The sequence below is a fragment of the Catellicoccus marimammalium M35/04/3 genome (assembly GCF_000313915.1).
GTDB lineage: Bacteria > Bacillota > Bacilli > Lactobacillales > Catellicoccaceae > Catellicoccus > Catellicoccus marimammalium.
This window is the reverse complement of the sequence record NZ_AMYT01000011.1, coordinates 182,030-205,172: the sequence shown is the minus strand read 5'-3', so window position 1 is coordinate 205,172 and position 23,143 is coordinate 182,030. Positions and strand designations below refer to the sequence as shown.

The window sequence follows — 23,143 nt, the reverse complement described above, 5'->3', positions numbered from 1 at the left end:
CGAAGAATCTTCTAAAGAAGCAGAAACTTCAAAGGATACTTCTTCATCCGAAGAATCTTCCAAAGAGGAAGACACTACTTCTTCTAATAAGGATAATTCTTCTATGGAAGTTCCCGTAATCTCTAAAAAAGAATGTGCTTCATCAACGGCTCATTGTGATACAACAAAAGAAGTAACTACTCCAGAAAGTACAGCTACTCAAGACCAAAAAAGTACTAATGAATTCGATTATTCCTCTTCAGTTGAAAATTCATCTCAAGAGGAAAAAATTACAGATTCTACTACAAATACAGATGATAAAGAAAACAATGTCTCTCATTTAGATCAAACAAATCCAAAAATAAAACTTCAAGATATCAAAGATGAAGTAATTGAAGACAAAATGATTTTAGAAGAGATAAATCACCATTCAGAATCAAAAGAAACTAAAGAAGATATAGAAAATGAATTACCACAAACGGGTAACAAAATTTCCTATTTGTTCCCTCTTTTAGGTACTTCACTATGTATTGTAAGTATTTCTCTACTTCTTTTATTAAAGAAACGTGCTCATAAAAAGAGATAACATAAAAAACCTCGGAAATTCATTTAGATTCCGAGGTTTTTATTATCTTCTACGTAGCCAAAAAATGAAAAAGACAATTATTAAAATAGCAAGGATTGTTCCACCACCAAAAACAATTCTACGCCACATCATTCCTGAAATAAAGCCACGGAAGAAAGCTCCTGGATGTAATCCATAACTACGATAGCGAGTATTAGTTGTTTTCTTTGTTGTTTTCTTTGTTCTTCCTGTTTTCTTTTGTGAAGATTTTGTAGAAGATCCTTTTTTAGGTGAAACAATCGTTCCTTTCACTTTAGGAACTGTTGTTTTAGGCGTACTGCGCACTCCTCCACTACGCATTCCTCCTACCTTCAATTGTGTTATCGATAAAGAGCTAGCTTCTCCTTGAGTAGAAAATATATTTCCTATCCCACAAAAGAGTAGCAAGCTCAGAACAAAGATGCCTATATTTTTTATCTTTTGTTTCATATATTTCTCCTTTTATACTGTCATTTTCAATCCAATCACAGCAATAATAATACAAATAATTCCTATCCATTGCCCTAAGTTTAAATGCTCTTTAAATAAAATTGTACCGACAAGAAGAGAACCGACCGATCCTAAAGCGACCCAAATTCCATAAGCAATTCCTACTTCTGTCATCGTCATGGCAATAGAAAGTAAAGTCAAACTACAAATTGCGACTAAAATCGTAAGGATACTCCAAGATTTCACTTTAAATCCCGCTGATTTCCGCATCGTATAGACCATAACGGTTTCACATAAACCGGCTAAAGCTAGTAATAATAAGTACACCCTATTCCTCCTTTGAATTCCATTTTACTAAAAGAATACCAAAGAATAGTAAGAGACTAAATCCAATCTTAGGAATTGTCACACTCTCATGTAAAATAAAAATACCAAATAATAGTGTACCGATGGCACCAATTCCTGTATACGTTGTATAAGCAATTCCTACTGGTAAATTTTCCATCCCTTTAGCAAAAATATAAAAACTAATTAGTAATAAAATAATAGTAATTATACTCCAAAAAGGTTGAGTAAATCCAACCGATAATTTCATTGTTAGTGCCCAAAAAATTTCTAATAAGCCGCCAACAATAATATAAATCCAATCTTTTTGCATACTTCTCCTTAAGAAAAAGAAGCACTCATGAAAGAGATGCTTCTTTATTATTTATAATAAATCTGAAAAATCTTCTTCTTCAAAAGTTTCTGCGACTAATTCTCCATCAATATTCCAAACTTTTTCTGCTTGGTGCTCATCATATTGAGCATCAATTTTTGTCACTTTAATTCCTTCTAAGGAGCGTTGAATCAATCCTTCAACATCCAATCTTGCTTCGTATTCACGAGCTTTTTCCACTTTTGGACGTGTTTTTGGTGCTGGTGGTGTAAAAATAGTACAGCAATCTTCAAAAGGTTGAATGGATAGATCGTAAGTATCAATTTGCTGAGCAATATCAATAATTTCCAATTTATCCATAGTAATCACCGGACGTAAGATTGGTGTATTTGTTACATCATTGATTGCCACCATACTATGCATGGTTTGTGAAGCTACTTGTCCTAAAGACTCTCCATTAATCATCGCTAATCCATGGCGACGTTCCACAATAGCATCACATAAACGAACCATCATACGACGAGTAACTGTCATTAAGTATCCTTCAGGAACTACTTTTTTAATTTCCTCTTGAATTTCTGTAAAAGGAACTTCTAAAAAGCTAATGCTACCCACATAAGGTGCTAGTTTTGCAGTTAATTGTTTCGTCTTCACTAATGCTTGTGGGCTTGTATAAGGTGGAGAAGCAAAATGTACTGCTTCAATTTTCACTCCACGCTTCATGGCCAAATAACCAGCCACTGGAGAATCAATTCCACCAGAAAGCATTAACATTCCTTTTCCGCTAGAACCAACTGGCAATCCACCCATTCCTTTAATCACTTGAGACATTAAATAGATTCCATCCATACGAACTTCAATACGCAATGTTACATCTGGATTTTTCATGTCTACTTTTGCATAAGGAAGATGTTCAAATAAATATCCTCCCACTTCTTGATTAATTTGGTGTGTATCCCAAATAAATTCATGGTAAGCACGTTTTGTAACGACTTTAAAAGTTTCTCCTGCAACATAATGATCTTTCATCATTGCTAGTGCAGTTTCTTTTAATTTTTCTTCATCTAATTCAATTTTCACTACTGGAGAGAAAGTTTGAATTCCAAAGATTTTTTGTAAAGGTTGCATTACTTGGTTTGCATCTGCACCATTTAATACTAAGTGCATACGGTCACGTAACGCTTGGATTTTTACTTCTGGGAAAGGACGTAATGCTTGACGTACGTTTTGTGCTAATTGTTGGATAAACGTTTTACGATTTTTCCCTTTCGTTGAAAGTTCGCCATAGCGAACCATAATTTCTGTATATTCCATCCTATTTTCCTTTCTTTTTTAAGAATGATCTTTTAATCGATGATGATATAAAGCAAAAGCTTGAATCATTTTATGTACTTCAGACAATGTATTTTCTGCGCAGAAACTTACACGAACGGCAGTGTCAGCTATGTCTTCTGGTACCTTCATTGCTTGTAGTGTATTCATTTTCAAATCTTTTTTACTAGAGCAAGCACTTGTCGTAGAAATAAAGATATGTTGCTGTTCTAAGGCATGAACTAATACTTCTCCACGAATTCCTTCTAATCCAAAACAAAGGATATGTGGAGCCGTAATCGTTTCATCAGCAGGTGTAAAGAAATGAACATCTTGATATTCACTCAATGCTTGTCGTAATGTTTGTTGTAATTCACGCTCATGTTGGCGCTTTTCTTGATTATTTGTAAATAATAGACGTAGTGCTTTTGCCATTCCTACAATTGCAGGTAGATTTTCTGTTCCGCTACGTTGATTTTGTTCTTGACCACCACCGGTTAATAAAGGAGCTAATCGGCGTCCTTCTTTCCAATAAATAAAGCCAATCCCGCGTGGTCCATGGAATTTATGGGCAGAAAAAGTTGCAAAGTCCACTCTTGGAACCAAATAATCTTTTGTTGGAATTTGTCCAATCGCTTGTACAGCATCTACATGAAAATGAATTTGTGGATAAGATTCTAAAATTTCTGCCACTTGAGCAATAGGTTGAATTGTACCAATTTCATTATTCACTGCCATGACAGATACTAAAATAGTATCTTCTCGCAATAAAGATTGAAAGGCTTCAATATCGATAATTCCTTCCTTAGTTACAGGAATTTCATCAATTTCAAAACCTAATTCTCTTAATTGAGCTGCAGTTTCTTTAATAGCTGGATGTTCGATTGCAGAGATTAGCATATGTTTTCCATAACGGCGCTTTTCAATCGCTGTTCCTTTTAAAACCCAGTTATCTCCTTCTGTTCCACCACTAGTGAAGAAAATCTCATTCGGTTGACAACCCATAGTTTCTGCAATTTGCAATCTTGCTTTTCGCAATAACAAAGAAGCTTGACTACCCAATTGGTGAAGACTACTTGGATTTCCCATAATTTGTTCACTTGTTTTTATATAAGCTTGCGCTACCTCAGGATGAATTTTAGTAGTCGCACTATTATCAAAATAAATTCGTTCTTCTAGACGCATGATGTCACGTGCCTTTCTTATATAGATTCTTTCCTATTATAACAAGGAAAAGTAAGAAAAGTAAGGGTAGTTTCTATTCCTACCCTTTTTGTTGATTGATTTTTATAAAATTTTTCTCCAACAAATGATAAAGCTCTTTATTTAACTTCGCAAGTGTTCGATGATGATACAATGTAAATCTTTGTTTTTGCATCGTATAAAAATAAGGGAAAGCAATGCCATGTGCTGGAACGGATAAATATTGTAATCCAATTTGCTTACACCAACGATCTTTGATTGGTAACCGATAAGGGGAAGAAGAAATATTTTCTAACTCTTCTTCATTTTCTTCTTTTTCTTCCCAGTAAAAAAGAAAAGGTACATTTAATTTATTCATTGTTTGGTTTAATCTTTGGATTTTCTGCTCTGCTTTTCCTTGCCATAACCCTTGATTTTGTTTTCCTTCACCATAGAAAGAAATCATGGCGTAAAGAGGACGTAACAAAACACTTATTCCATAAGAAACTCGTTTTTCTTCAATCCATTCTTTTACTGTTTGTAAAAGAGAATGAATATTTTTATTTAACATAACTAAAAACAAATCTTGATTTAAAAGAATAGATGCTTTCTCTCCTCTTTTTTTCAAAAAATCTTCTTGTTGTAGTAACTCTTCTTGCTCTTTCTCTTCGCCAAAAAGATATTTCCAAAGCCAGACAACACTTTTCTTTGTAGAAAAATCTTTCATTTCTGGAAAATAAGGACATCCATGGGTAAATTGACTATTTAAAGAATAAAAATAAGTATATAACCCCTCTCCCACTTCACCGCACAAAGCAGAAGAAACATCATGTAAATTCTCAATTGCTTGTCCTTGATAGATAGATCGATACCAACGACGAGTACGATAATCTTTGTCTAAGGTTTCCTTTTTCATATAATGCAGAGCAATTTCTGTAAATTGATCTCTCATTTGATCAGCTAAAGGCATGACAGAAAAAGAAATTTTTTTCAAAGGATAAGCAAAAATTTTACGATCATTACATTTCTCTAATTGTAATAATTGACGTCTCTTTACCGAATAATCTAACAATTTCTCTCTATCCTTAGCCTCTGATCCTGGTTGATAAATAAAAGCTAGTGAAATCAACTGTTCAAAAATCGTACGAGCTAAAAGACAACGCTCTAGCCCTTTTTCTTTTGGTAATTCCCAAAGTAATTCAGTTAATTCTTTTGCTTGTCGATAAAAAATATGGGTTCTTGCTTGTGTTTTGTTTTCTATTTGATACTTTTTCATTTTATGTCTCCTTTTCAATAAGAATAGCATGTTCTTTTTTCTTTAGCACAATTCTTGCAATTTAATAACAAAGGAACTAAACTAAAAACAAAAGAAATCAAGGAGGAAATTTTATGTTAAGTCAAGATAAATTAGATCGTATTAACGAATTAAGTCGTAAGAAAAAAGAAGGAACATTAACAGAAGAAGAAGCTCAAGAACGTAAAGGACTACACGAAGAATACTTAGCTGCTTTTCGTGGAGGAATGAGAAATACCATTGAAGGGATGAAAATTGTTGATCCTGATGGTAACGATGTAACTCCTGATAAATTGAAAAAAATCCAAGCAGAAAAAGGTATTCACCAACGTTCTGAAGAAGATAACCAATAATGTTATATTAAAAGAAAAGTCCACACTATTAGGGCTTTTCTTTTTTTATTCTTTTCATTAATGGTATAATTTTAATAGAGAATGAGAAAGGGTTGATAGAAAATGAACGAATCAAATCAAGAACCAAAAACACGTGAAGAGCAACATGAAGAAAAAGAAAAACAAAAGAAAAAGAAAATCATTATTGGTGTTATCGTTGCGATTGTTGTAATTATTGCCGGCTTGCTTCTTTACTTTGGATTGCATGCATCGGGCTCAAATTCTACCAATTCTTCTTCTACAGATACAATAAGTAGTGCGGAATCTTCTAGTAATGAAAGTACTTCTTCTACTATTGTAGAGGAAGAAACAGAGTCTTCTAGTGAATCCATAGAGCAAAAAGAAATACCTGCTTCTTCAGCAAAGGAAGAAATCGATATTCAAATTGAAGGACAACCTCAAAAAGAACAACAAAAAGAACAACCTAATAAAAAAATTGACTTAACAAAAGATGTAGATACAAAAGGATTAGAAAAAATTCCTGATTCTGATAAGGGATCAACAGCTTCCAATAATGTCCTAACCTTAAAAGGTCAAGAATTAGAAAATCAACATAATCGTATTCAAGTAAAAAATCAAGAGTTGGAAGTTACTCGATTAAATCAAGGAACAGAAATTATTCCTTTAAATCAAGTAGATTGCAATGTTGAGAAGGAAAGCAATAATCAATATAAAATTAATTTACAATGGAACAATGGAAGCTATCAGTTTGTAACGAATGATGCAGGAAAAGATTTCATTGAACAAGCTCTTAAATAAGAAAAAAGCTCAGAATAATTCTGAGCTTTTTATTTTATTTCCTCTGTTCAATTCGGCTTCCTTTTCTTTTTTTTATATCTAGTAAAGAATAATTCATTACTTGTAATTGATTAGGAATAGCTTCTTTCAATAAATCAATGTGTGAAATAATACCAATAATTCTTTCATTACCTTCTACTGCTAAATCATTTAATAGTGATAATACTTCATTTAGAGAATCTTCATCTAAAGAACCAAATCCTTCATCGATAAATAAAGAAGAGATATGGATTTTACTATGGCGATTCGTAATTAAATCACTTAATCCTAATGCCAGAGATAGAGTAAATTTAAACTTTTCACCTCCAGAAAGAGTATTAGGACTACGTAATTTTCCATTTTCATAGTCTAAAATCCAAAGAGATAATTCTTTATCCACTTTTAGCTCATAACGTTGATGTGTTAATTTTTGTAAACGTAAATTTGCAAAGTAAATAACCTGTTCAAAATATAAGTATAAAACATAGTCTTCAAAACTTTGTTGACCATTTTTACTAATCGTTAATAAAGAATAAATAGGTTCTAGCCATTGATAAATTTCGTCGTTTTCTTTTGTTTGCTCTTTTAATTGCCATATTTCTTGGAATTTGTTTTCACTCCACAATAAACGATGCATTCTTTCTCCAATAATCTTAGATAATTCTTGTTGTTGGAGCTGTAATTTTTCTTTTTCTTCTCTATCTTCTATTAACGAATGATGAGGTAAAGGTAAAGTTGTCTTCTCTAAAGCTTCTCGTTCTTCTTCTAATTGCTTTTTCTTTTGTTCATATTTTGTACACTCAATAATATAAGTAGATTCCAATTGTTTTTCTCTTGTTAGTTGCTCAATAATCTCTTTGGAAAAATGATGAATTCCTTCTTTGATCTGATATTTTTTCCAAAGGATTTCCCATTGCTCATCAATTTTTTCTTTTTTTTGTTTTAGTTCTTCTACTTGTATTGATAAGCTTTGGAATTGTCCTTCCATCAAAGTAATTTTTTGCCGTTTTTCTTCTAACTCAGATTCTTGCGTTTGTTTTCTTTGTTGTAATACTTCTTGTTGCTGAATAATTTTGGCAATTTCGTCTTTTTGTTCCTGTAAATGAATTTCTGTGATTTCTTTGTTTAATGCTTCTTGACTTAATTCTAAATGAATAGATTGAATTAATTCTTGTTTGGCATGGATGGAGCCTTCTATTTCTTGTATTTTTGAAAAAAGTATATCTTTTTGTATTTGGTAGTTTTTTGCCAATTCTTTTTGTTCTAGGTAGATACCCTTTTCTTCTTCTAATCTTTGTTCTTCTTGACTCAACTCTTTTTCTTGCATTAGTAATCTTTGTTTCTTTTCTTCTAAAAAAACATTAAATCGTTGAACAGGAGATTGTTTCTCCAATTGACAAGATATCACTTCTTGTTCTTGCACTAATTGTTGGAATTTTTCTTTTGCTTGCCACCATTGTTGTTGATCCTTTTCTGCTTGTTGACGATAAATTTGTAATTCTTCTTCGGTTACTCCTTCATTTTCATCTGCCTTGGCTTTTTTTGGATGCTCACAAGATCCACAAACAGGACATGGCTTTCCGTCTTTTAAATGTGCAGCTAAGATTACTGAATAATGTCTCAAATATTGTTCATTTTTCGTTTGCCAAAGAAGTGTACTTTCTTTCTGTTTCTCTTCTAATTTTTCTATTTCTAATAATTTTTCATTTTTCTTTTCTGCTAACAAACAATAGGACTCATAATTTTCTTTTAGTATTCTGTATTCTTTTTGTTCTTCTTGCCATTGCTGTTGTTGCTCTAAGTAAGCTTGCTTTTCTTTTTGGTATTCTTCTTCCCAAATAGAAAAATCAAGTAAAGAAGATATAAGATGATCTAAACGTTCCCATTCTTCTTTTTTACTTTTTAATTTTTCCTCTAAAAGAGCTTCTTCCTTTTCATATGCTACTTTTTTTTCTATGAATCGCAATTGTTCTTTTAATTTTTGATATTGTTGTTCTAAACTTTGTTGCTCTTTTTTTAAGGTAGCTTCTTTTTCTTTAAATGCTTCTTGGTCATAATTTTCTTGTAATTGACATAGAACTTCTTCTAGTAAAAGAAGTTGCTCTTGCTTTTCTTTCCAATCTTCTTCTTTCTTCAAAAAAGAGCTTTCTAATTCTTCTTTTTGACGATAAATTTCTACCAAAGGATAATCTTCTTCAATTCTTTTTAATACTATTTTTTTATTTTCATACTCTAACTTAGTATCTTGTAGTTGTTGCCATTCATTTACCCATTGCTCTTTTTTCTCTTGTAACTCTAAATATTTTTTCCACTCTTCTATTTCTTCTTCAATTCTTTTTTGCTGTGCTTGTTTCTTTTCTTTTTCTTCTGTTAGTCTTTGAATCTCTTCACTCTGTTTTTGATGTTGTTCTTCAATAAAATCTCTTAATTTTGATTGTGACATATGTTGCCAATTTTTCTCTTCAGATAAGAAAAATTCTTTTTGGATTTCTTGCCAGCGATCTTGCAATTGGACTTCTTGTTTTTTTCCTTTTTGTTGTATTTTTTTAAAATCTTCTTTTACACTCTCTTTTAACTCATCCAAAGAGAAAGATTTAAATAAATCCTTCAAAAATTCTTTTCTTTCTTTTTTTGTTGCAGTCAATAAATGATTAATCGTTCCTTGTTGCAACATAGCAATTTGTGAAAATTGCTTTTGTGTTACTCCAAGTTGTTCTGTAACAAATTGGGTTACTTCTGTTGCTCCTACAGCCAAGACTTCCCAATCATCGCCTTTTTGTTGTTCCAAATAATGTTTTTTCCCTTTTGCTAATCCTTTTCCACTATATTCTCGATGAATATGATAATTTGTCATTTCAATTTGGTAATACAAATCTAAAACCATACTTTCTTTTTCTTGCATGTACTTACTAACAAGATCGACCGGTTTTCTTTGATTAGAACCTTGTCCATATAAAGCACATAAAATAGCTGAAAAAATAGTTGTTTTTCCGCTTCCTGTTTTTCCATGAATTAGAAAAATATTATGTTCTTTTGTCAATTTAGCAAAGTCAACGGTTGTTTCTTCATAAAAGGAGCCAAATCCTTTTATTTTTAATTTCTGTATTCTCATAAAATCTCCTCATCTAATGACTGTAATTTTTCTTCTAAATAACTTTTTTGTGTTGAATTCAATTCTTCTCCCATCTTTTCTTGATAAAAAGTAGAAAAATAAGAAAAAAGATTATTTTCCAACGATGGTAATTCTTTATTTTCTCTCTCTTTCTCTATCCATTCTTGAGAAATTTCTTGTTCGATAGTTAATAAATTAGGGAATAGAGATTGAAATCGGTCTTTAGCGTTTTCTACAATATTTTTTTCTTGAATCACTAGTTTTACATAATCATTATCAGACACATTGAGTGCTTGTTGTTGAATTTCTTCGATTGTTCCTGTAATAGTGACTAGATTTTTTTTATATTGAATGGGAATTTCTTTATGACTAATTTGATGATTATCAATCGTTAATAAAGTAAAAGACTTTTCCATTTGTTCATCAAATGCATAAGGTAAAAGTGCTCCTGCATAACCAATTTTTTGATCAACACTCCACTGTGGTCGATGAATATGTCCTAGAGCAACATAATCAAAGTCAGAAAATAATTCTCTTGGTAATGCTTCTAAAGTTCCTACTTGTGTAATCATCTCAGATCCTGAAGCCAAATCAGAAAAGTCTTGGTTATCATATAAATCTACAAATAAATGTGTGACTAAAAGATTTATTTCGTTAGAGTTTAATGATAATTTTTGAATTTCTTTTCTTAACCAATCTATTTCTGACAATGTATCACTATATTCTTTTTTTACTTGTGTATAGTAATAGTATGGTAATAAATAAATATTCACGATATCATTACCTTTTTTTATTTGGTAATGCGCCCAAGGATATTCTAGTGTTCCAGAAATATAATATTGATGTTTAGCAAATAATGGAGAAAATAATTGTAATCCTTCTCCTTGATCATGATTTCCAGCAATGGCATATAAAGGACAATATTCTGTAATTTGTAGAACAAAATCTTCATATAGTTTTCGAGCAGCGATGGATGGACGTTTCGTATCAAAGATATCGCCAGCCAAAAGAATTCCATCAATTTCATGATTACTTACATATTGAATGATTTGCTCTAATGCTTCTTTTTGTTCTTCTAATCTAGATTGTCCATATAAAGATTTTCCTAAATGTAAATCTGCTAAATGTAATAATTGAATCATGCTTTCTCTTCCTTCAAGTGATATTTCCTTTATTTTAACATAGTAAATTAAAACAAAAAAAGAGAGTAGGAACAATCCTACTCTCTTTTCTCAAAATGACTTATTTTTGTAATTCTTTACGATTTGTTTTTGGAGCAGATACTTCCTTTGTTTTTTGTAAATGCTCAATAAATACATCAGTATCTGTTCCTAGACTACCAATAATTTTGTTATGTGCTAGAGAAGTATAACCATCTCCTCCACCACATAAAAAGTCATTTAATACTACTTGATAAGTCTTTTTATCATTTAGTGGTTGATCTTGAATACGAATTTCTTTTAATTTTTTATCTTTACCGTCTTTAATGGCAGTATATGTTAATCCTGAAAATTGTAGAGTTAACGCATCTGGTTGTTGTAATGAGCGTTCTACTGCTTTTCTAATATTTTCTCCAGAAATTTCAACGACTTGAAGGATATTGCCAAAAGGTTGAACCGCTTGAGCACTTCCCCATGTAATCGTTCCTTTTTTATCTACACCTAGATTAGCGCGAATCCCACCTGTATTAGTAATCGCTACCTGCGGATGGAATCCTTCTTTTTTCGCCATCGCTAATTGACCATCAGTGATTAAATCTCCTAGTGCAGATTCTGCATTAGTATTGCATTCTTCAGAAATTTCTTTTTTATCTTTCGTTACTGCTACTTTTTTGCTAACGATAGGTTGTACTTCTTTTTCAGCTTCTTTTACTAATTTTTCAATCTCTTGGTCTGGTTTTACTTTATCATCAACTGGAATAACTTTTGCTTTTGGTGTTGAAGAGAAATCTTTTGTTTTTGGATCGATTTCTCCAACAATATTCATTACTGCTTTCCCTTGATTTGCAGACTCAGTAACTAAAATATCTTGATAAGTTTTATTTTGTAATTGATGATCATGACCAGCAAATACAGCATCAACAGATGTTTTTGGATCTAATTTTTTCACTTGATCTAGCATTTTTTCTGTTTCTGTTTTAGACCCATCTTTATTATTCCCAGCTGCAGTGTGAGCCAAGACACAAATGGCTTTAACATCTTGTTTTTCTAACTCTTTTGAATATTTCACAATTTGTTTTGCTGGATCAAGGATTTTATATCCTTTTAAATTTTTCGACATCGTTAATGTTTTTAATTCTGGAGTCACTACACCAATGAAACCAATTTTAGCTGATTTTCCTTCTTTGTCCTTCACTTCAACGGTAGTATAAGGTTTCCATTGGAATGGAACCTTTCCTTTTGTTGTTTCGACATTTGAAACAACAAGCTGCATATGGTTTGGACCTTGTTTATAATTTTGTACAGCTTCTTTTGTCATTGGATGATTTCCATCCCATTCTTTATTGGTTAATAGACGATTAAACTCGGGTAGTCCTTCATCAAATTCATGATTTCCTAAGGTACCTACATTAAAATGAAGTTTATTCATAATTTTAATCACTGGTTCGTCTTGTAATAAGCTAGAAGCAGCAGGACTTGCACCAACAAGATCTCCAGATTCTACTCGAATGGTTTGATCTTTTGTTGCATGATATTGTTTTTCAAAATCCTTTTGCGCATTATTTAATACTGTAGCCATTCTTGCTACTAAACCAGCATCTTTCACTTCACTGCCATCTAACTGATGTAATGTACTTGTGGTATCAATTGCGCCATGAAAATCATTGATTGCTAGAACTTGTACAGGAATATTTTCCTGAGCAGCATTTTCTTTCTTTTCTTCTTTCTTCTCTTGTCCACATCCAGACAAAATAAATGTTGCTAATAAAGCACTAGATAACAAAACTACCTTTTTCATAAATCAACCTCTTTCTATGGATTTTCCATCTTATTCTTTTGGTAATAATTCTTTAGGAATCTCACAAAATGCTAGAAAATGCCAAAAATCACGACGTAAATGAGGGATGAGATGTTTTATATTGTAAAAAAGGACATAAAATAAGTCTCCAAAACCATCTGCATCCTTTTTCCAAAAAATGTGATAGGCTCCTAGCAAAATGTATAAAATTGAAACATACAAGAAAAAAAATAAAACGTACAATAACACTTGCTCTTTTAATGAAAAGTGAGACATTTGATAAAGAGCACGCAATGCTCCAACAACACAAAGGATATTAACAAAAGTTAATAAGCGTTGAAATCCTGCATCAAAATGACCTCTTTTCACTAAAAATAGTAACCCGTAACTTAAAACTAAAATACATAAACTACTAACAAATACCATAGCATCCCCTCTTTCATTAATATTAACTTAATTATATCATGGATATTTTTTATCTCCTATGATCATTTTAATTTTTGTCACAAAAAAAGAAGTTAGATAAATATCTAACTTCTTTTCATCATTACTATTTTGTTGGTAATGAATTCATATGAGCATAATCTTTACCTTGAATTTTCTTAATCATTGCGCATAAGATTAAGTATCCGATAACGATAAATACTAATGTCATGATCCAAGCTGATAAGTAACCTGCTTTGTCTACTACTAAACCAAAGACAAAGTTACCAACCGCAAATCCGACAGCAAAGAAAATACTGAATAATCCCAATGATTCACTTGATTCACGCATACCGAATAAGTCTTGGATAATAATCGCTGGACCTGACATATAAATGAATACTGTTAATCCATATAAAGCAGCCCAAATATATCCTAACCAACTCATATGTGTAAAGTAAAGAGCAATCATTGTTAAACATGATAATGTTTGTAATACAAAAGCGATTAATGCAGAGTGGAATACACCTAATTTAGCGAATAACACACCACCACTTACGTTACCAATTAAACATGCAATCGCAAAAGTAGAACCTACTGTACCTACAATTGCTGCTGGAATATGCAAAGCATCAAAGAAGTTTGCGTATTGTGAAGATTGTGCAGAAATGTTTAATCCGATAAAGAACATACCACAAGCTAAAATCCAGAAAGAAGATAATTTACGAACATTGGCAGCACCAATACCTTGTAATTGAGTCGTTTCTTCTTTTGCTTCAGCAGAAGCGTTCGCATTTTGAGCTGTAGCAACTTTATGATCGCGGATAATGAATAATAATACTACACATCCAACAACTAAAGCAGCAATCGCAGCAATTAAGTAAACATGATGTAATCCATCTACGCTATTTACTGCGTATTTGTGTAATAAGTTAGCGAAAATAGGTTGTAAGAAGAAATTACCAATTGAACCTCCAGCAAAAGCTACACCTAATGCTTGTGCTTTTGTCTTTTCATCAAACCAAGTACCGATTAAGTAAGGTACCCCTAAACCTGAATAAACAACACAACCAATTTGGATAATGGCATTCGCTAAGAAATACATAGGTAATGTTGTTACAAAGGCATTCATAAACAAACCTACACAAGAAACTAACATTGCACAAAACATAACCATACGAGTAGAGAATTTACTGTAGAACGCTCCACCAAAAGGAGAAACTAATGAAGAAGCGACAGCCCCTACTGTAAAGATTAAACCGACATTTGCTAAACTAAAACTAAAGTCTGTATGAAGATAGTGAATAAATAGTGGCGGTACGTTTTGAGCAAGCCCATAAGGAATCGCTTGTAATAACATACATCCGAAAACTATCATCATATGTTTAGCATCCATTTTCTTTTTTTCCGACATCTACAATCACCCTTTCCATCTTTAATTAAAGATGTCACATTCTTTACGGGAAAGAGGTGAGCTCTCTTTCCACTAATTATTGTATACCCAAACAATTATATTTTTCTAATAAAAACCACTCAAAAATGAGAATTTATTTTTCTTTTTATGTAATTTATTCTAATTTTAATTTTTTCACATATTAAAAGATTACCTTTAATTCCCAGTATTGCCTCTTTTATCTATCTAAATATCATCTCTGTATTCAATAATAAGTGTTATATTATTTTTGAAATTGCAATCGGTTGCTTTATCTAAAATAAAGGATTCTTACTGATATAAATATTGACAAAATATTTTATTATATTAGAATAGAATTATAAGATAAATTTGATTCTAAATGAAGAGAGAAGGATAAACCATGTTTGACTTTTTAAAACGTAAAAATAAACATAAAGAAGAATTATATGCTATTGCTGAAGGAACATTAATTCCGTTAGAGGAAGTCCCAGATGAAGTATTTTCTAGTAAAATGATGGGAGATGGATTTGCTATTCGACCAGCCAACGGAGAAATTTATGCTCCACTAAATGGTACAATCAAAACTTTATTCCCTACAAAACATGCAGTTGGAATTGAATCTGAAAATGGAATTGAAGTGTTACTACATTTTGGGATTGACACTGTAGAATTGGAAGGAAAACCTTTTGAAGTTTATGTTCAAGAAGGAGATCAAGTTACAAAAGATACTAAATTGGCTACTATGAATCTGGAAGAAATTGCAGAAGCAGGTAAAAATAGCGAATTAATGGTTATTTTTACAAATCCTGGTCAAATCGAAGAATTATCAATTCATCCAAATCATACTGTATCTGTTAAAGAATCAATCGGCGAAATCACATTAAATTAATAAAAAACAAAAAAGTGCCTTCAAGAAGGCACTTTTATTTTTTATTTGGAATTACTGTTTCTCTAACCACAATATGATGTGGGATAATATATTTTGTCAAAGAAAGTTCTGGATTCTTTAGAACATCTATAATCAATTTTGCGCTTTGTTTTGCTAATTCTTGAACATGAATATCAACAGTAGTTAGATATGGATGATATAAAGTAGAAAAGATAGAGTTGTTAATACTAATGCAAGAAAAGTTCTCTCCTACTTTATATCCATAAGTAGCTAATAAAGGAATCAATTTTACTGCTAAAATATCATCACTAACAACAATAGCTGTAAATTTCCCATCTTGTAATGCTGATACAAATTCTTGTACTTGTTTAGGATCTCGAACATCAAATCCTTCCATAGGCTGTAATTTTTGACGCTTCATTTCTAAGAAGTAGCCTTCAAATCTTTCCAAATGTACAGGTTCATGATTACGGAAACCTACAAATCCCACTTTTTCATGTCCCTTCTCAATCAAATACTGTGTTGCTGTTCTACCAACAGAAATATTATCATTATCTACGTAACGAATTTCATTTTCATACTGAGTTGGCATCCCTAACATTACAAAAGGAATTTGATTTTCTAGTAAATAACGAGTAATTTTATCATTTTCAGCAGAGTATAATAAAATAAATCCGTCTACTCGCTTTTGTTGATGCATAATTTGAACTACTTTTAGTAATTTCTCCATTGTATCTTCTGCAGCGATAGTAGCAGTATATTGTTCTTCGTTTAAATATTGACTAATCTGTGTAATGATATCCATAAAAAATGGATTTTTAATTCGTTCTGTTTCTGAATGTTCTTTTTGATCTTCCGAACTTGCAGGTGGCAAAATTAATCCTATATTTTTTGTCCATCGATTTGCTAAATTTTGCGCAGCTACGTTTGGTACATAACCTAATTCCTGCATTGCTTTTCGTACTTTATCCTTTGTAGCTTGTGAAATATTGGGATTATCTTTAATTGTTCTTGAAACTGTAGACGTTGCGACTCCAGCTCTTTTCGCTACATCTTTAATTGTAACTCCCATACTATCGACCTTTCCATAACCTATTGTTTCTTTTATTCTATATGCTAAACTGGTAATTTGTCCATTTATATAGAGATTCTTCTTTAGAATATTCAATATTCGATAATAAATTATGGTGAGCATCTGGAACTTCTTGGCATTCAATCGCTAAGCCTTGTTCTGATTGTAGAGGAACTCCATTCACTAAATGATTACTTGTCATTCCTGTTCCTGTAAATAAAACAACTGCCTCTCGATTGGTTGTGATTTCTAATTTTCTTCCACTTTCTTTTTCAAATAAGATCAATGAAGGAACAGAAGACTCTTTATTTAATAGGAAGCAATCATCTAATCCCGTTGGATATTGATTTAGAATCTCTGCAAAACTAGATTTTGTAAAAATTGGATCCAAAGGTAAAACTTTTCCTGTTGGGATTTTTTCTTCATTTAATTCTACTTGTCCTCTAGCATTTAATTGTAAAATATGAGAATGAATATTTTTTCCTTTACCACTTAAATTAAAATAGGTATGATTTGTTGGATTCCAAATTGTAGTTTCCAAAGGCTGTCCATGAAAAATAATCGATAATTGGTTATTATTTACATAATAAGTGACCATTGTTTCCACTTGAGGTAGCCCTAAATAAATAGAAGTATCTGCCTTATAAGTCACAAAAGCATAACGATCTGTACAATCCATTTTTTCTAATAAAAACTTTTGCTTGTGATATCCAAAAGATCCACTGTGAAGTGTATTTTTTCCATCGTTTTTTTCTAGTTGATAATTGCGATACTCGCCATTAGCAATTCTTCCAGCTACTGGTCCAACCGTTGCTCCAAAACAAAATTCATCTGCAATCCAATGAACTTCATCATCATAGTTAAGAACTACGTTTTCTTTTTTTCCTTTTTTATCTACAACATATAATTTTTCAATTCGAGCAGATTTAGGATGCGTAACTAAGGTTAAATATTCATTTTCAATAATAATTCGATGATCTTGTTGCTTTAAAGAAATATTATGACTCATACACTTTACTCCAAACAGAAAGAATTAACTCTGTATTTAATTGCTCTGTATTTTCTACAACATATTGTGCACCTTGTAATGTATCCTTATCTCCTACTCCAATTGCCACCATATTTGCAGCTAAAATCGCTTCGACCCCTGATTTTGCATCTTCAATGCCAACACACTCTTGTGGCTCAATATTTAATTGTTTCGCTGCAGTTAAATATAAATCTGGAAACGGCTTTCCACGTTTCACTTCTGCAGGATTTGCAATCGTATCAAAGTAAGTAGCAATCTCTAATTTTTCTAAGATCATTGGCCCATTTTTGCTAGCAGAAGCTAACCCAATTTTTATTCCTTTTTCTTTTAAATCTTCTAATAATGAATGGATTCCTGGCAAAATCGCTTTTGGCGTAAGTTGTTCAATCATCTCTAAATAAATGGTATTTTTTTCTTCCATTAAATCTTCTTTTTCTTCTGATGTATATTGATTTTCTTTATTTCCATGTTTCAAAATTAAATCTAATGAGTCTTTTCTACTTACTCCTTTTAGATTTTCATTAAATGCACGATCAAAGGAAATTCCCAATTGTTCTGCTAATTTTTTCCATGCGCGATAGTGATATTTTGCAGTATCCGTAATTACACCATCTAAATCAAATAAAACGGCCTTTACCATCTTTATTTCCTCCATTTCTTCTTTTATCTTATAGTAAGCATTTTCATCGTATCATGCAAACGGTTGCCAGTCAAACTTAGTTTTTAAAACTTTTTTTAGTTTAATATCAAAAAAATATTGAAATGTAAGCGTTTAATGTTTATAATCTAATTGTAATCACAAAGCAATCGTTTGCATTATAATCAAAAATTAATCTTATGTTTGCTAACGATTTTTTTGAAAACTTAATAAGTAAAGGAGCTTTTTATATGGGAGCGAATATTAAAAAAATCTTCTCCTTCGAATTTTGGCAAAAATTCGGGAAAGCATTAATGGTCGTTATCGCAGTTATGCCTGCTGCAGGATTAATGATTAGTATTGGTAAATTAATCGCTATGGCACAAGTAAGCTTAGCAGTTACCATTGGTGGAGTCACAGAAAATATTGGTTGGGCTATCATCGGTAACTTACCGATCTTATTTGCCTTGGCGATTGGTGGATCATGGGCTAAAGAAAGAGCTGGTGGTGCTTTTGCTTCAGGACTAGCATTTATTTTAATTAACCGTATTACAGGTGCAGTCTTTGGTGTGACTAAAGAAATGTTAGCTAATCCAGAAGCTACTGTTCATACGATTTTTGGTCAAAAAATTCTAGTAAATGGATATTTCACTAGTGTTTTAGAAGCCCCTGCATTAAATATGGGTGTATTTGTCGGAATTATTGCTGGTTTTGCGGGTGCAATCATTTATAATAAATACTATAATTTCCGTAAATTACCAAATTGTTTATCTTTCTTTAATGGGAAACGATTTGTTCCTTTCGTTGTCATTTTATGGTCTGTAATCATCGCGCTATTATTAAGCGTATTCTGGCCATTTGCACAAACAGGAATCAATGAATTTGGTAAATGGATTGCTCAATCTGGAGATTCAGCACCGTTCTGGGCACCGTTCATCTATGGTACACTAGAGCGTCTTTTACTTCCATTTGGTTTACACCATATGTTAACGATTCCGATGAACTATACAGATTTAGGTGGTACTTATCACATCTTAACAGGAGCACAAGCTGGACAAGCTGTATTAGGTCAAGACCCATTATGGTTAGCTTGGGTAACAGACTTAATCAACTTGAAAGAAAAAGGAGATATGACTCAATATCATCAATTATTAGAATCTATTCGCCCTGCTCGTTTCAAAGTAGGACAAATGATTGGTTCTTCTGGAATTTTAATGGGTGTTACTTTTGCCATGTATCGTAATGTTGAACCAAAACGTAAAAAAGTATATAAACAAATTTTCTTATCTGCTGCCTTAGCGGTATTCTTAACTGGGGTTACTGAACCGTTAGAATTTATGTTTATGTTTGCGGGTATTCCTCTATATGTAGTTTATGCATTACTACAAGGAGTTGCCTTTGGATTAGCAGATATTATCGACTTACGTTTACACGCTTTTGGTAATATTGAATTATTAACTCGCCTACCAATGTCAATCAAAGCTGGATTAGGTATGGATATTATCAACTTTATTATCACTTGTATCGTATTCTTCTTCTTAGCTTATTTTGTAGCAAACTTTATGATCAAAAAATTCCATATTGCGACTCCAGGTCGTCTAGGAAACTACATTGAAGGAAATGATGATAGTTCAGCATCAGATACAACAACTGCTACTTCTTCAACAAAACCTAGTGAAGCGAATAATCAAGTAATGAATATTATTCAATTATTAGGTGGTAAAGAAAATATTGTAGATGTCGATGCATGTATGACTCGTTTACGTGTTACTGTTAAAGATACAACAAAAGTAGCTGATGAGGAAGCATGGAAAAAAGAAGGAGCGATGGGACTTATTCATAAGAATAACGGCGTACAAGCAGTTTACGGTCCAAAAGCGGATGTCTTAAAATCAGATATCAATGACTACTTGAGTCAATCTTAATTTTAAATCATGAAAGGTGAATAAAATGAAGCTTTTAACATTAAATACACATAGCTGGTTAGAAGCGGATGCCTTAGAAAAAATGGATGAAATCGCTCAAATGATTGCTAGTCAATCTTTTGATGTGATTGCATTGCAAGAAGTGAATCAAAGCGTGAATGCACCGATTGTGCATTCACCTTTTCATTTTTCTCCTAATTCTCAAGGTCATCCAATTCGACAAGATAATTTTGCATTACAATTAGTTCAAAAATTAGAGTCCGATTATCATTGTACCTATTATTGGACGTATGCTTATAATCATATTGCTTATGATCGCTATGAAGAAGGAGTTGTCTTACTATCTAAAACTCCTTTCCAAAATGTGATGGTTTATCCATTATCAAAAATCACAGATCCAAATGACTATCATACTCGTGTTCTTGTTGGTGCAGAAATTAAAATTCAAAATCAGATTTTTGATTTTTATAGTTTACACGCCTCTTGGTGGGTATCTCCCGAAGGTTTCTCTTGCTTCCCTTATGAAGTAGAAAAACTAAAGGAAGTCCAACAAAATAGTTCTCATCCTGTATTCTTAATGGGCGATTTTAACAACCCTTCTCATATCCAAGGTGAAGGATATTCTGCTTTACAAAAAGATTGGTGGGATAGTTATTCTTTAGCTAAGGAAACTTGTGGCAAATATACAGTAATGAATAATATTGCTGGTTGGGATGATAATCAAGGAGGACTACGTATTGACTTCATTATGATGAGTCAAAAGTTCCCTATTTCTCTAGCAAAAGTTTATTTTGATGGGAAAAATGGAAAAATTGTATCAGATCACTTTGGCTATGGTGTAGATTTATTGTTAACAAATATGGACAAAAGAAAGGATGCTAAATTATGATACAACGCAAAATTAGAATCGCTTTACAAGATTATTTTTCACATTATTTTATTTTTTCTGGTTATGCGACAAGAGAAAATTATTGGTGGGCAATGGGAACGATTTATATTCTTACTATTATTTTTGGAATCTTATCTAGTTTCGTTCGCTTTCCATGGTTAATGGTGATTTGGTTATTAATGAATATTTTCCCATTAATCACTTTACAATTTCGTCGTTTACGTGATGTAGGATTTAATAATGTGGGATTGATTACTTTAGCTATTCTTTATCTTGCTAGTTTAGGTATCTTTTTAATAACAAATTCATCTTTCTTTGCTTTTGTTTTACAAATCATAGTTTTAGCTTTTGTTTTACTCCCTATTTTGAAAAAAGATGAATTGGCTATTCAACGAGTAAATAGCCCTTTCGCCCCTTTCATGCGTACAAAAACAAGCAGTTAATTTTTAAATAAAAAAGACACTACTTCACTGAAAAGTAGTGTCTTTTTTTGTTTAGTTCTATGTGCGACGACGTGGAATCACTCAAATTGGTGTTCCTTCAAAGTCAAACGCTGCTCGAATTTGATTTTCTAAGTCTTTCTTTGAATAAACTTATCGTCTTTTCAGTATCCAATCTTTGTAATTTTTTTCTCCTTTATGTTCCTTGTATTCACATCTATCTAAATACTTGATGATATTTCCTAATCTAAAATTCGATACTCTTTCAATGTCTTAATAACATCTTCTGAAAACCACATTCTATGACCCCTTGTTGGAATATAGGGTATTTCTGTATACCATTCTTGTTTTTTTAGCGTAGTAACTGACATTCCTAATGCTTTAGCCAATCCTTTTTGATTCCAAGAAGGTTTTAAATATAAAGCTAAAGAATCGATATTGGCCATTATTTCTTTTACTTCTGTAGTCATATTGATCACTCCTTATTTTTTGATATAATGTAATTATATTTTTTAATAATGGTAGGTAACTTATAATGTCAAAACAATTCTCCAATTATATAAAAATTGGTATCATCTTTCTAACTATTTTTCTTTTTCTTATATACCCCATTTGGCACATTCTAAAAAAAAGATATTATGATAAAAAAAATGAAGAAAATATATTAGAAATGAAGAATATTTTGAAAGAAATAGGCGAAGAAGTAACAAAATTAGAAGAATATATTAATTCCCACTTTCTTCCAAATGTCCGTTATTCTAATAAAGAACAAAGAATAAAACATCTAATTCATGAATACAATACAGATATGTTAATTAAATTAATTAAACAGCTATGCCATGAAATGGATTACTATAATTCAGATTTTCTAGTTCTATATTCTTATTCTTCAGAAATTCAAAAACTGGATCTAGTCTCTAAACTAGAGATTGTTAACAAAATTAGAGATGAAATTGATAGAGATTATGGAAGAATCAAAATTAATCGAAAATACTCCAATTTCAAGGAAGATTATGTATATGGAATCAAACAAGCTTTTTCCATAATTACACCAAAATCTATTTGGAATATCATAAAATCGGCGTTTAAATTTATAATTATTTTCTTAATAACAGCAATATAACTTCTATGAAGATAATTATTGTTAAGATACTATCTACAATTTGAAACATTTTCTTGTTATTTGTAACTAAACTTACAATCCAAAAAAGAAAAGCTATAAAAACAGAAATAAAAAAGATAGTTGTCATTCTTCTCATCTCTTTTTTGATATAATTTGTTTATCTCCTAATGAAAGGAGGTGAATTTCCTTTTGAATAATCCAATCAAGTATCCAGAATACAAAGAACAAGGTAAGAATATTTTAACCGTTGATGCCGATGAAATGTTAATCGAATTGTATAAAATACATTCAATGAAAAAATCTGATGGTACTTTATACGAACATAGATACTTAATCGATAAGTTATCTTCGATAGCTGAGCACTTAAATTTTTGTCATGAACAAGCGTTTCAAGCTATGTCTGAATTAAAGTCTCATGAATTAGTAACCTATGTTAAAGCTTCCAATACTTTACTAATGATTAATCTGACATCCAAAGCTATTGCCTATTACGATAAAGCAGTGGGTCGCCAAATAAAAGAATGGCTATCAAAAGGATTATCTTTATTTATAAAATAATCATTCATTAAGACGGTGCCCTACGT

At 31.6% G+C, this 23,143-nt stretch carries 23 protein-coding genes and 1 pseudogene; 9 read left to right on the top strand and 15 right to left on the bottom strand.

Annotation, left to right across the window (positions count from 1 at the left end; genetic code table 11):
* On the top strand, window positions 1-565 hold a 565-nt coding region (locus C683_RS02635; RefSeq protein ID WP_040388598.1), incomplete at its 5' end, for an LPXTG cell wall anchor domain-containing protein.
* A 42-nt stretch (window positions 566-607) separates the two neighbouring features.
* Here the strand turns inward: C683_RS02635 and C683_RS02630 are convergent.
* The 6 genes from C683_RS02630 to C683_RS02605 all read right to left on the bottom strand — a co-directional run bounded on the left by C683_RS02630 (window position 608) and on the right by C683_RS02605 (window position 5,460).
* Complete coding sequence (locus C683_RS02630; RefSeq protein WP_152411682.1) at window positions 608-1,033, bottom strand: hypothetical protein; 426 nt, start codon at window positions 1,031-1,033, stop codon at window positions 608-610.
* Window positions 1,034-1,045: 12 nt separating this feature from the next.
* Complete coding sequence (locus tag C683_RS02625; RefSeq protein ID WP_009489352.1) at window positions 1,046-1,360, bottom strand: DMT family transporter; 315 nt, start codon at window positions 1,358-1,360, stop codon at window positions 1,046-1,048.
* A gap of 1 nt (window position 1,361) precedes the next feature.
* Window positions 1,362-1,691 (bottom strand): DMT family transporter, encoded by a 330-nt coding sequence (locus tag C683_RS02620; protein WP_009489350.1) that lies wholly within the window; start codon window positions 1,689-1,691, stop codon window positions 1,362-1,364.
* 51 nt (window positions 1,692-1,742) lie between these two features.
* A complete protein-coding gene (gene thiI / locus C683_RS02615) occupies window positions 1,743-3,005 on the bottom strand; it encodes a tRNA uracil 4-sulfurtransferase ThiI (protein ID WP_009489348.1) in 1,263 nt (420 codons plus the stop codon).
* Between the two features lie 18 nt (window positions 3,006-3,023).
* Complete coding sequence (locus C683_RS02610) at window positions 3,024-4,187, bottom strand: cysteine desulfurase family protein (RefSeq protein WP_009489346.1); 1,164 nt, start codon at window positions 4,185-4,187, stop codon at window positions 3,024-3,026.
* Between the two features lie 79 nt (window positions 4,188-4,266).
* Window positions 4,267-5,460 (bottom strand): DUF5677 domain-containing protein, encoded by a 1,194-nt coding sequence (locus C683_RS02605; protein WP_009489344.1) that lies wholly within the window; start codon window positions 5,458-5,460, stop codon window positions 4,267-4,269.
* Window positions 5,461-5,573: 113 nt separating this feature from the next.
* On the opposite strand from C683_RS02605, the gene C683_RS02600 reads away from it, so the two are divergent.
* Window positions 5,574-5,831, top strand: coding sequence for a DUF896 domain-containing protein (locus C683_RS02600; protein WP_009489342.1), 258 nt, complete (start codon window positions 5,574-5,576; stop codon window positions 5,829-5,831).
* A 102-nt stretch (window positions 5,832-5,933) separates the two neighbouring features.
* Window positions 5,934-6,629: a DUF6550 family protein gene (locus C683_RS02595; protein WP_009489340.1), complete on the top strand. Its 696-nt coding sequence runs from the start codon at window positions 5,934-5,936 to the stop codon at window positions 6,627-6,629.
* 34 nt (window positions 6,630-6,663) lie between these two features.
* On the opposite strand, the gene C683_RS02590 is transcribed toward C683_RS02595, so the two are convergent.
* The 5 genes from C683_RS02590 to C683_RS02570 form a co-directional block, all read right to left on the bottom strand.
* Complete coding sequence (locus tag C683_RS02590; protein ID WP_009489338.1) at window positions 6,664-9,759, bottom strand: AAA family ATPase; 3,096 nt, start codon at window positions 9,757-9,759, stop codon at window positions 6,664-6,666.
* Window positions 9,756-10,901 (bottom strand): metallophosphoesterase family protein, encoded by a 1,146-nt coding sequence (locus C683_RS02585; protein ID WP_009489336.1) that lies wholly within the window; start codon window positions 10,899-10,901, stop codon window positions 9,756-9,758. The genes C683_RS02590 and C683_RS02585 overlap by 4 nt, the downstream gene beginning before the upstream one ends.
* A 100-nt stretch (window positions 10,902-11,001) precedes the next feature.
* Window positions 11,002-12,717 carry a bifunctional metallophosphatase/5'-nucleotidase gene (locus tag C683_RS02580; protein WP_009489334.1) on the bottom strand — a complete coding sequence of 572 codons (1,716 nt, stop codon included), beginning with the start codon at window positions 12,715-12,717 and terminating at the stop codon, window positions 11,002-11,004.
* Window positions 12,718-12,747: 30 nt separating this feature from the next.
* Complete coding sequence (locus tag C683_RS02575) at window positions 12,748-13,143, bottom strand: hypothetical protein (RefSeq protein ID WP_009489333.1); 396 nt, start codon at window positions 13,141-13,143, stop codon at window positions 12,748-12,750.
* 124 nt (window positions 13,144-13,267) lie between these two features.
* Window positions 13,268-14,554, bottom strand: a complete 1,287-nt coding sequence (locus C683_RS02570; protein ID WP_040388597.1) for a conjugated bile salt MFS transporter — start codon at window positions 14,552-14,554, stop codon at window positions 13,268-13,270.
* A gap of 400 nt (window positions 14,555-14,954) precedes the next feature.
* Here C683_RS02570 and C683_RS02565 point away from each other — a divergent pair, with 400 nt between their 5' ends.
* Window positions 14,955-15,443 (top strand): PTS sugar transporter subunit IIA, encoded by a 489-nt coding sequence (locus C683_RS02565; RefSeq protein ID WP_009489329.1) that lies wholly within the window; start codon window positions 14,955-14,957, stop codon window positions 15,441-15,443.
* Between the two features lie 34 nt (window positions 15,444-15,477).
* On the opposite strand, the gene C683_RS02560 is transcribed toward C683_RS02565, so the two are convergent.
* Genes C683_RS02560 through pgmB form a run of 3 tightly spaced genes read right to left on the bottom strand, consistent with a single transcriptional unit; the run spans window position 15,478 to window position 18,185 of the window.
* On the bottom strand, window positions 15,478-16,515 hold the full coding sequence (locus tag C683_RS02560; protein ID WP_009489327.1) for a LacI family DNA-binding transcriptional regulator: 1,038 nt from the start codon (window positions 16,513-16,515) through the stop codon (window positions 15,478-15,480).
* A gap of 37 nt (window positions 16,516-16,552) precedes the next feature.
* On the bottom strand, window positions 16,553-17,524 hold the full coding sequence (locus C683_RS02555) for an aldose epimerase family protein (RefSeq protein ID WP_009489325.1): 972 nt from the start codon (window positions 17,522-17,524) through the stop codon (window positions 16,553-16,555).
* Window positions 17,514-18,185 (bottom strand): beta-phosphoglucomutase, encoded by a 672-nt coding sequence (gene pgmB, locus C683_RS02550; protein WP_009489323.1) that lies wholly within the window; start codon window positions 18,183-18,185, stop codon window positions 17,514-17,516. Before pgmB ends, C683_RS02555 begins: the two co-directional genes overlap by 11 nt.
* Window positions 18,186-18,445: 260 nt before the next feature.
* Between pgmB and C683_RS02545 the strand changes: the two are divergent.
* The 3 genes and pseudogenes from C683_RS02545 to C683_RS02535 all read left to right on the top strand — a co-directional run.
* Window positions 18,446-20,095 (top strand): annotated as a pseudogene (locus tag C683_RS02545) (PTS transporter subunit IIBC); the annotation flags it as partial.
* A gap of 37 nt (window positions 20,096-20,132) precedes the next feature.
* The gene (locus C683_RS02540; RefSeq protein WP_009489318.1) at window positions 20,133-20,996 is read left to right on the top strand and encodes an endonuclease/exonuclease/phosphatase family protein; all 864 of its coding nucleotides are present in this window, start codon (window positions 20,133-20,135) and stop codon (window positions 20,994-20,996) included.
* Window positions 20,993-21,439, top strand: a complete 447-nt coding sequence (locus C683_RS02535; protein ID WP_009489316.1) for a DUF805 domain-containing protein — start codon at window positions 20,993-20,995, stop codon at window positions 21,437-21,439. Before C683_RS02540 ends, C683_RS02535 begins: the two co-directional genes overlap by 4 nt.
* Before the next feature lie 239 nt (window positions 21,440-21,678).
* On the opposite strand, the gene C683_RS02530 is transcribed toward C683_RS02535, so the two are convergent.
* Complete coding sequence (locus tag C683_RS02530; RefSeq protein ID WP_009489314.1) at window positions 21,679-21,906, bottom strand: hypothetical protein; 228 nt, start codon at window positions 21,904-21,906, stop codon at window positions 21,679-21,681.
* A 65-nt stretch (window positions 21,907-21,971) separates the two neighbouring features.
* On the opposite strand from C683_RS02530, the gene C683_RS02525 reads away from it, so the two are divergent.
* Both C683_RS02525 and C683_RS02520 read left to right on the top strand, forming a co-directional pair.
* Window positions 21,972-22,559, top strand: coding sequence for a hypothetical protein (locus tag C683_RS02525; RefSeq protein ID WP_009489312.1), 588 nt, complete (start codon window positions 21,972-21,974; stop codon window positions 22,557-22,559).
* A gap of 189 nt (window positions 22,560-22,748) precedes the next feature.
* A complete protein-coding gene (locus tag C683_RS02520; RefSeq protein WP_040388596.1) occupies window positions 22,749-23,117 on the top strand; it encodes a hypothetical protein in 369 nt (122 codons plus the stop codon).
* The last annotated feature ends 26 nt before the right edge of the window (window positions 23,118-23,143 follow it).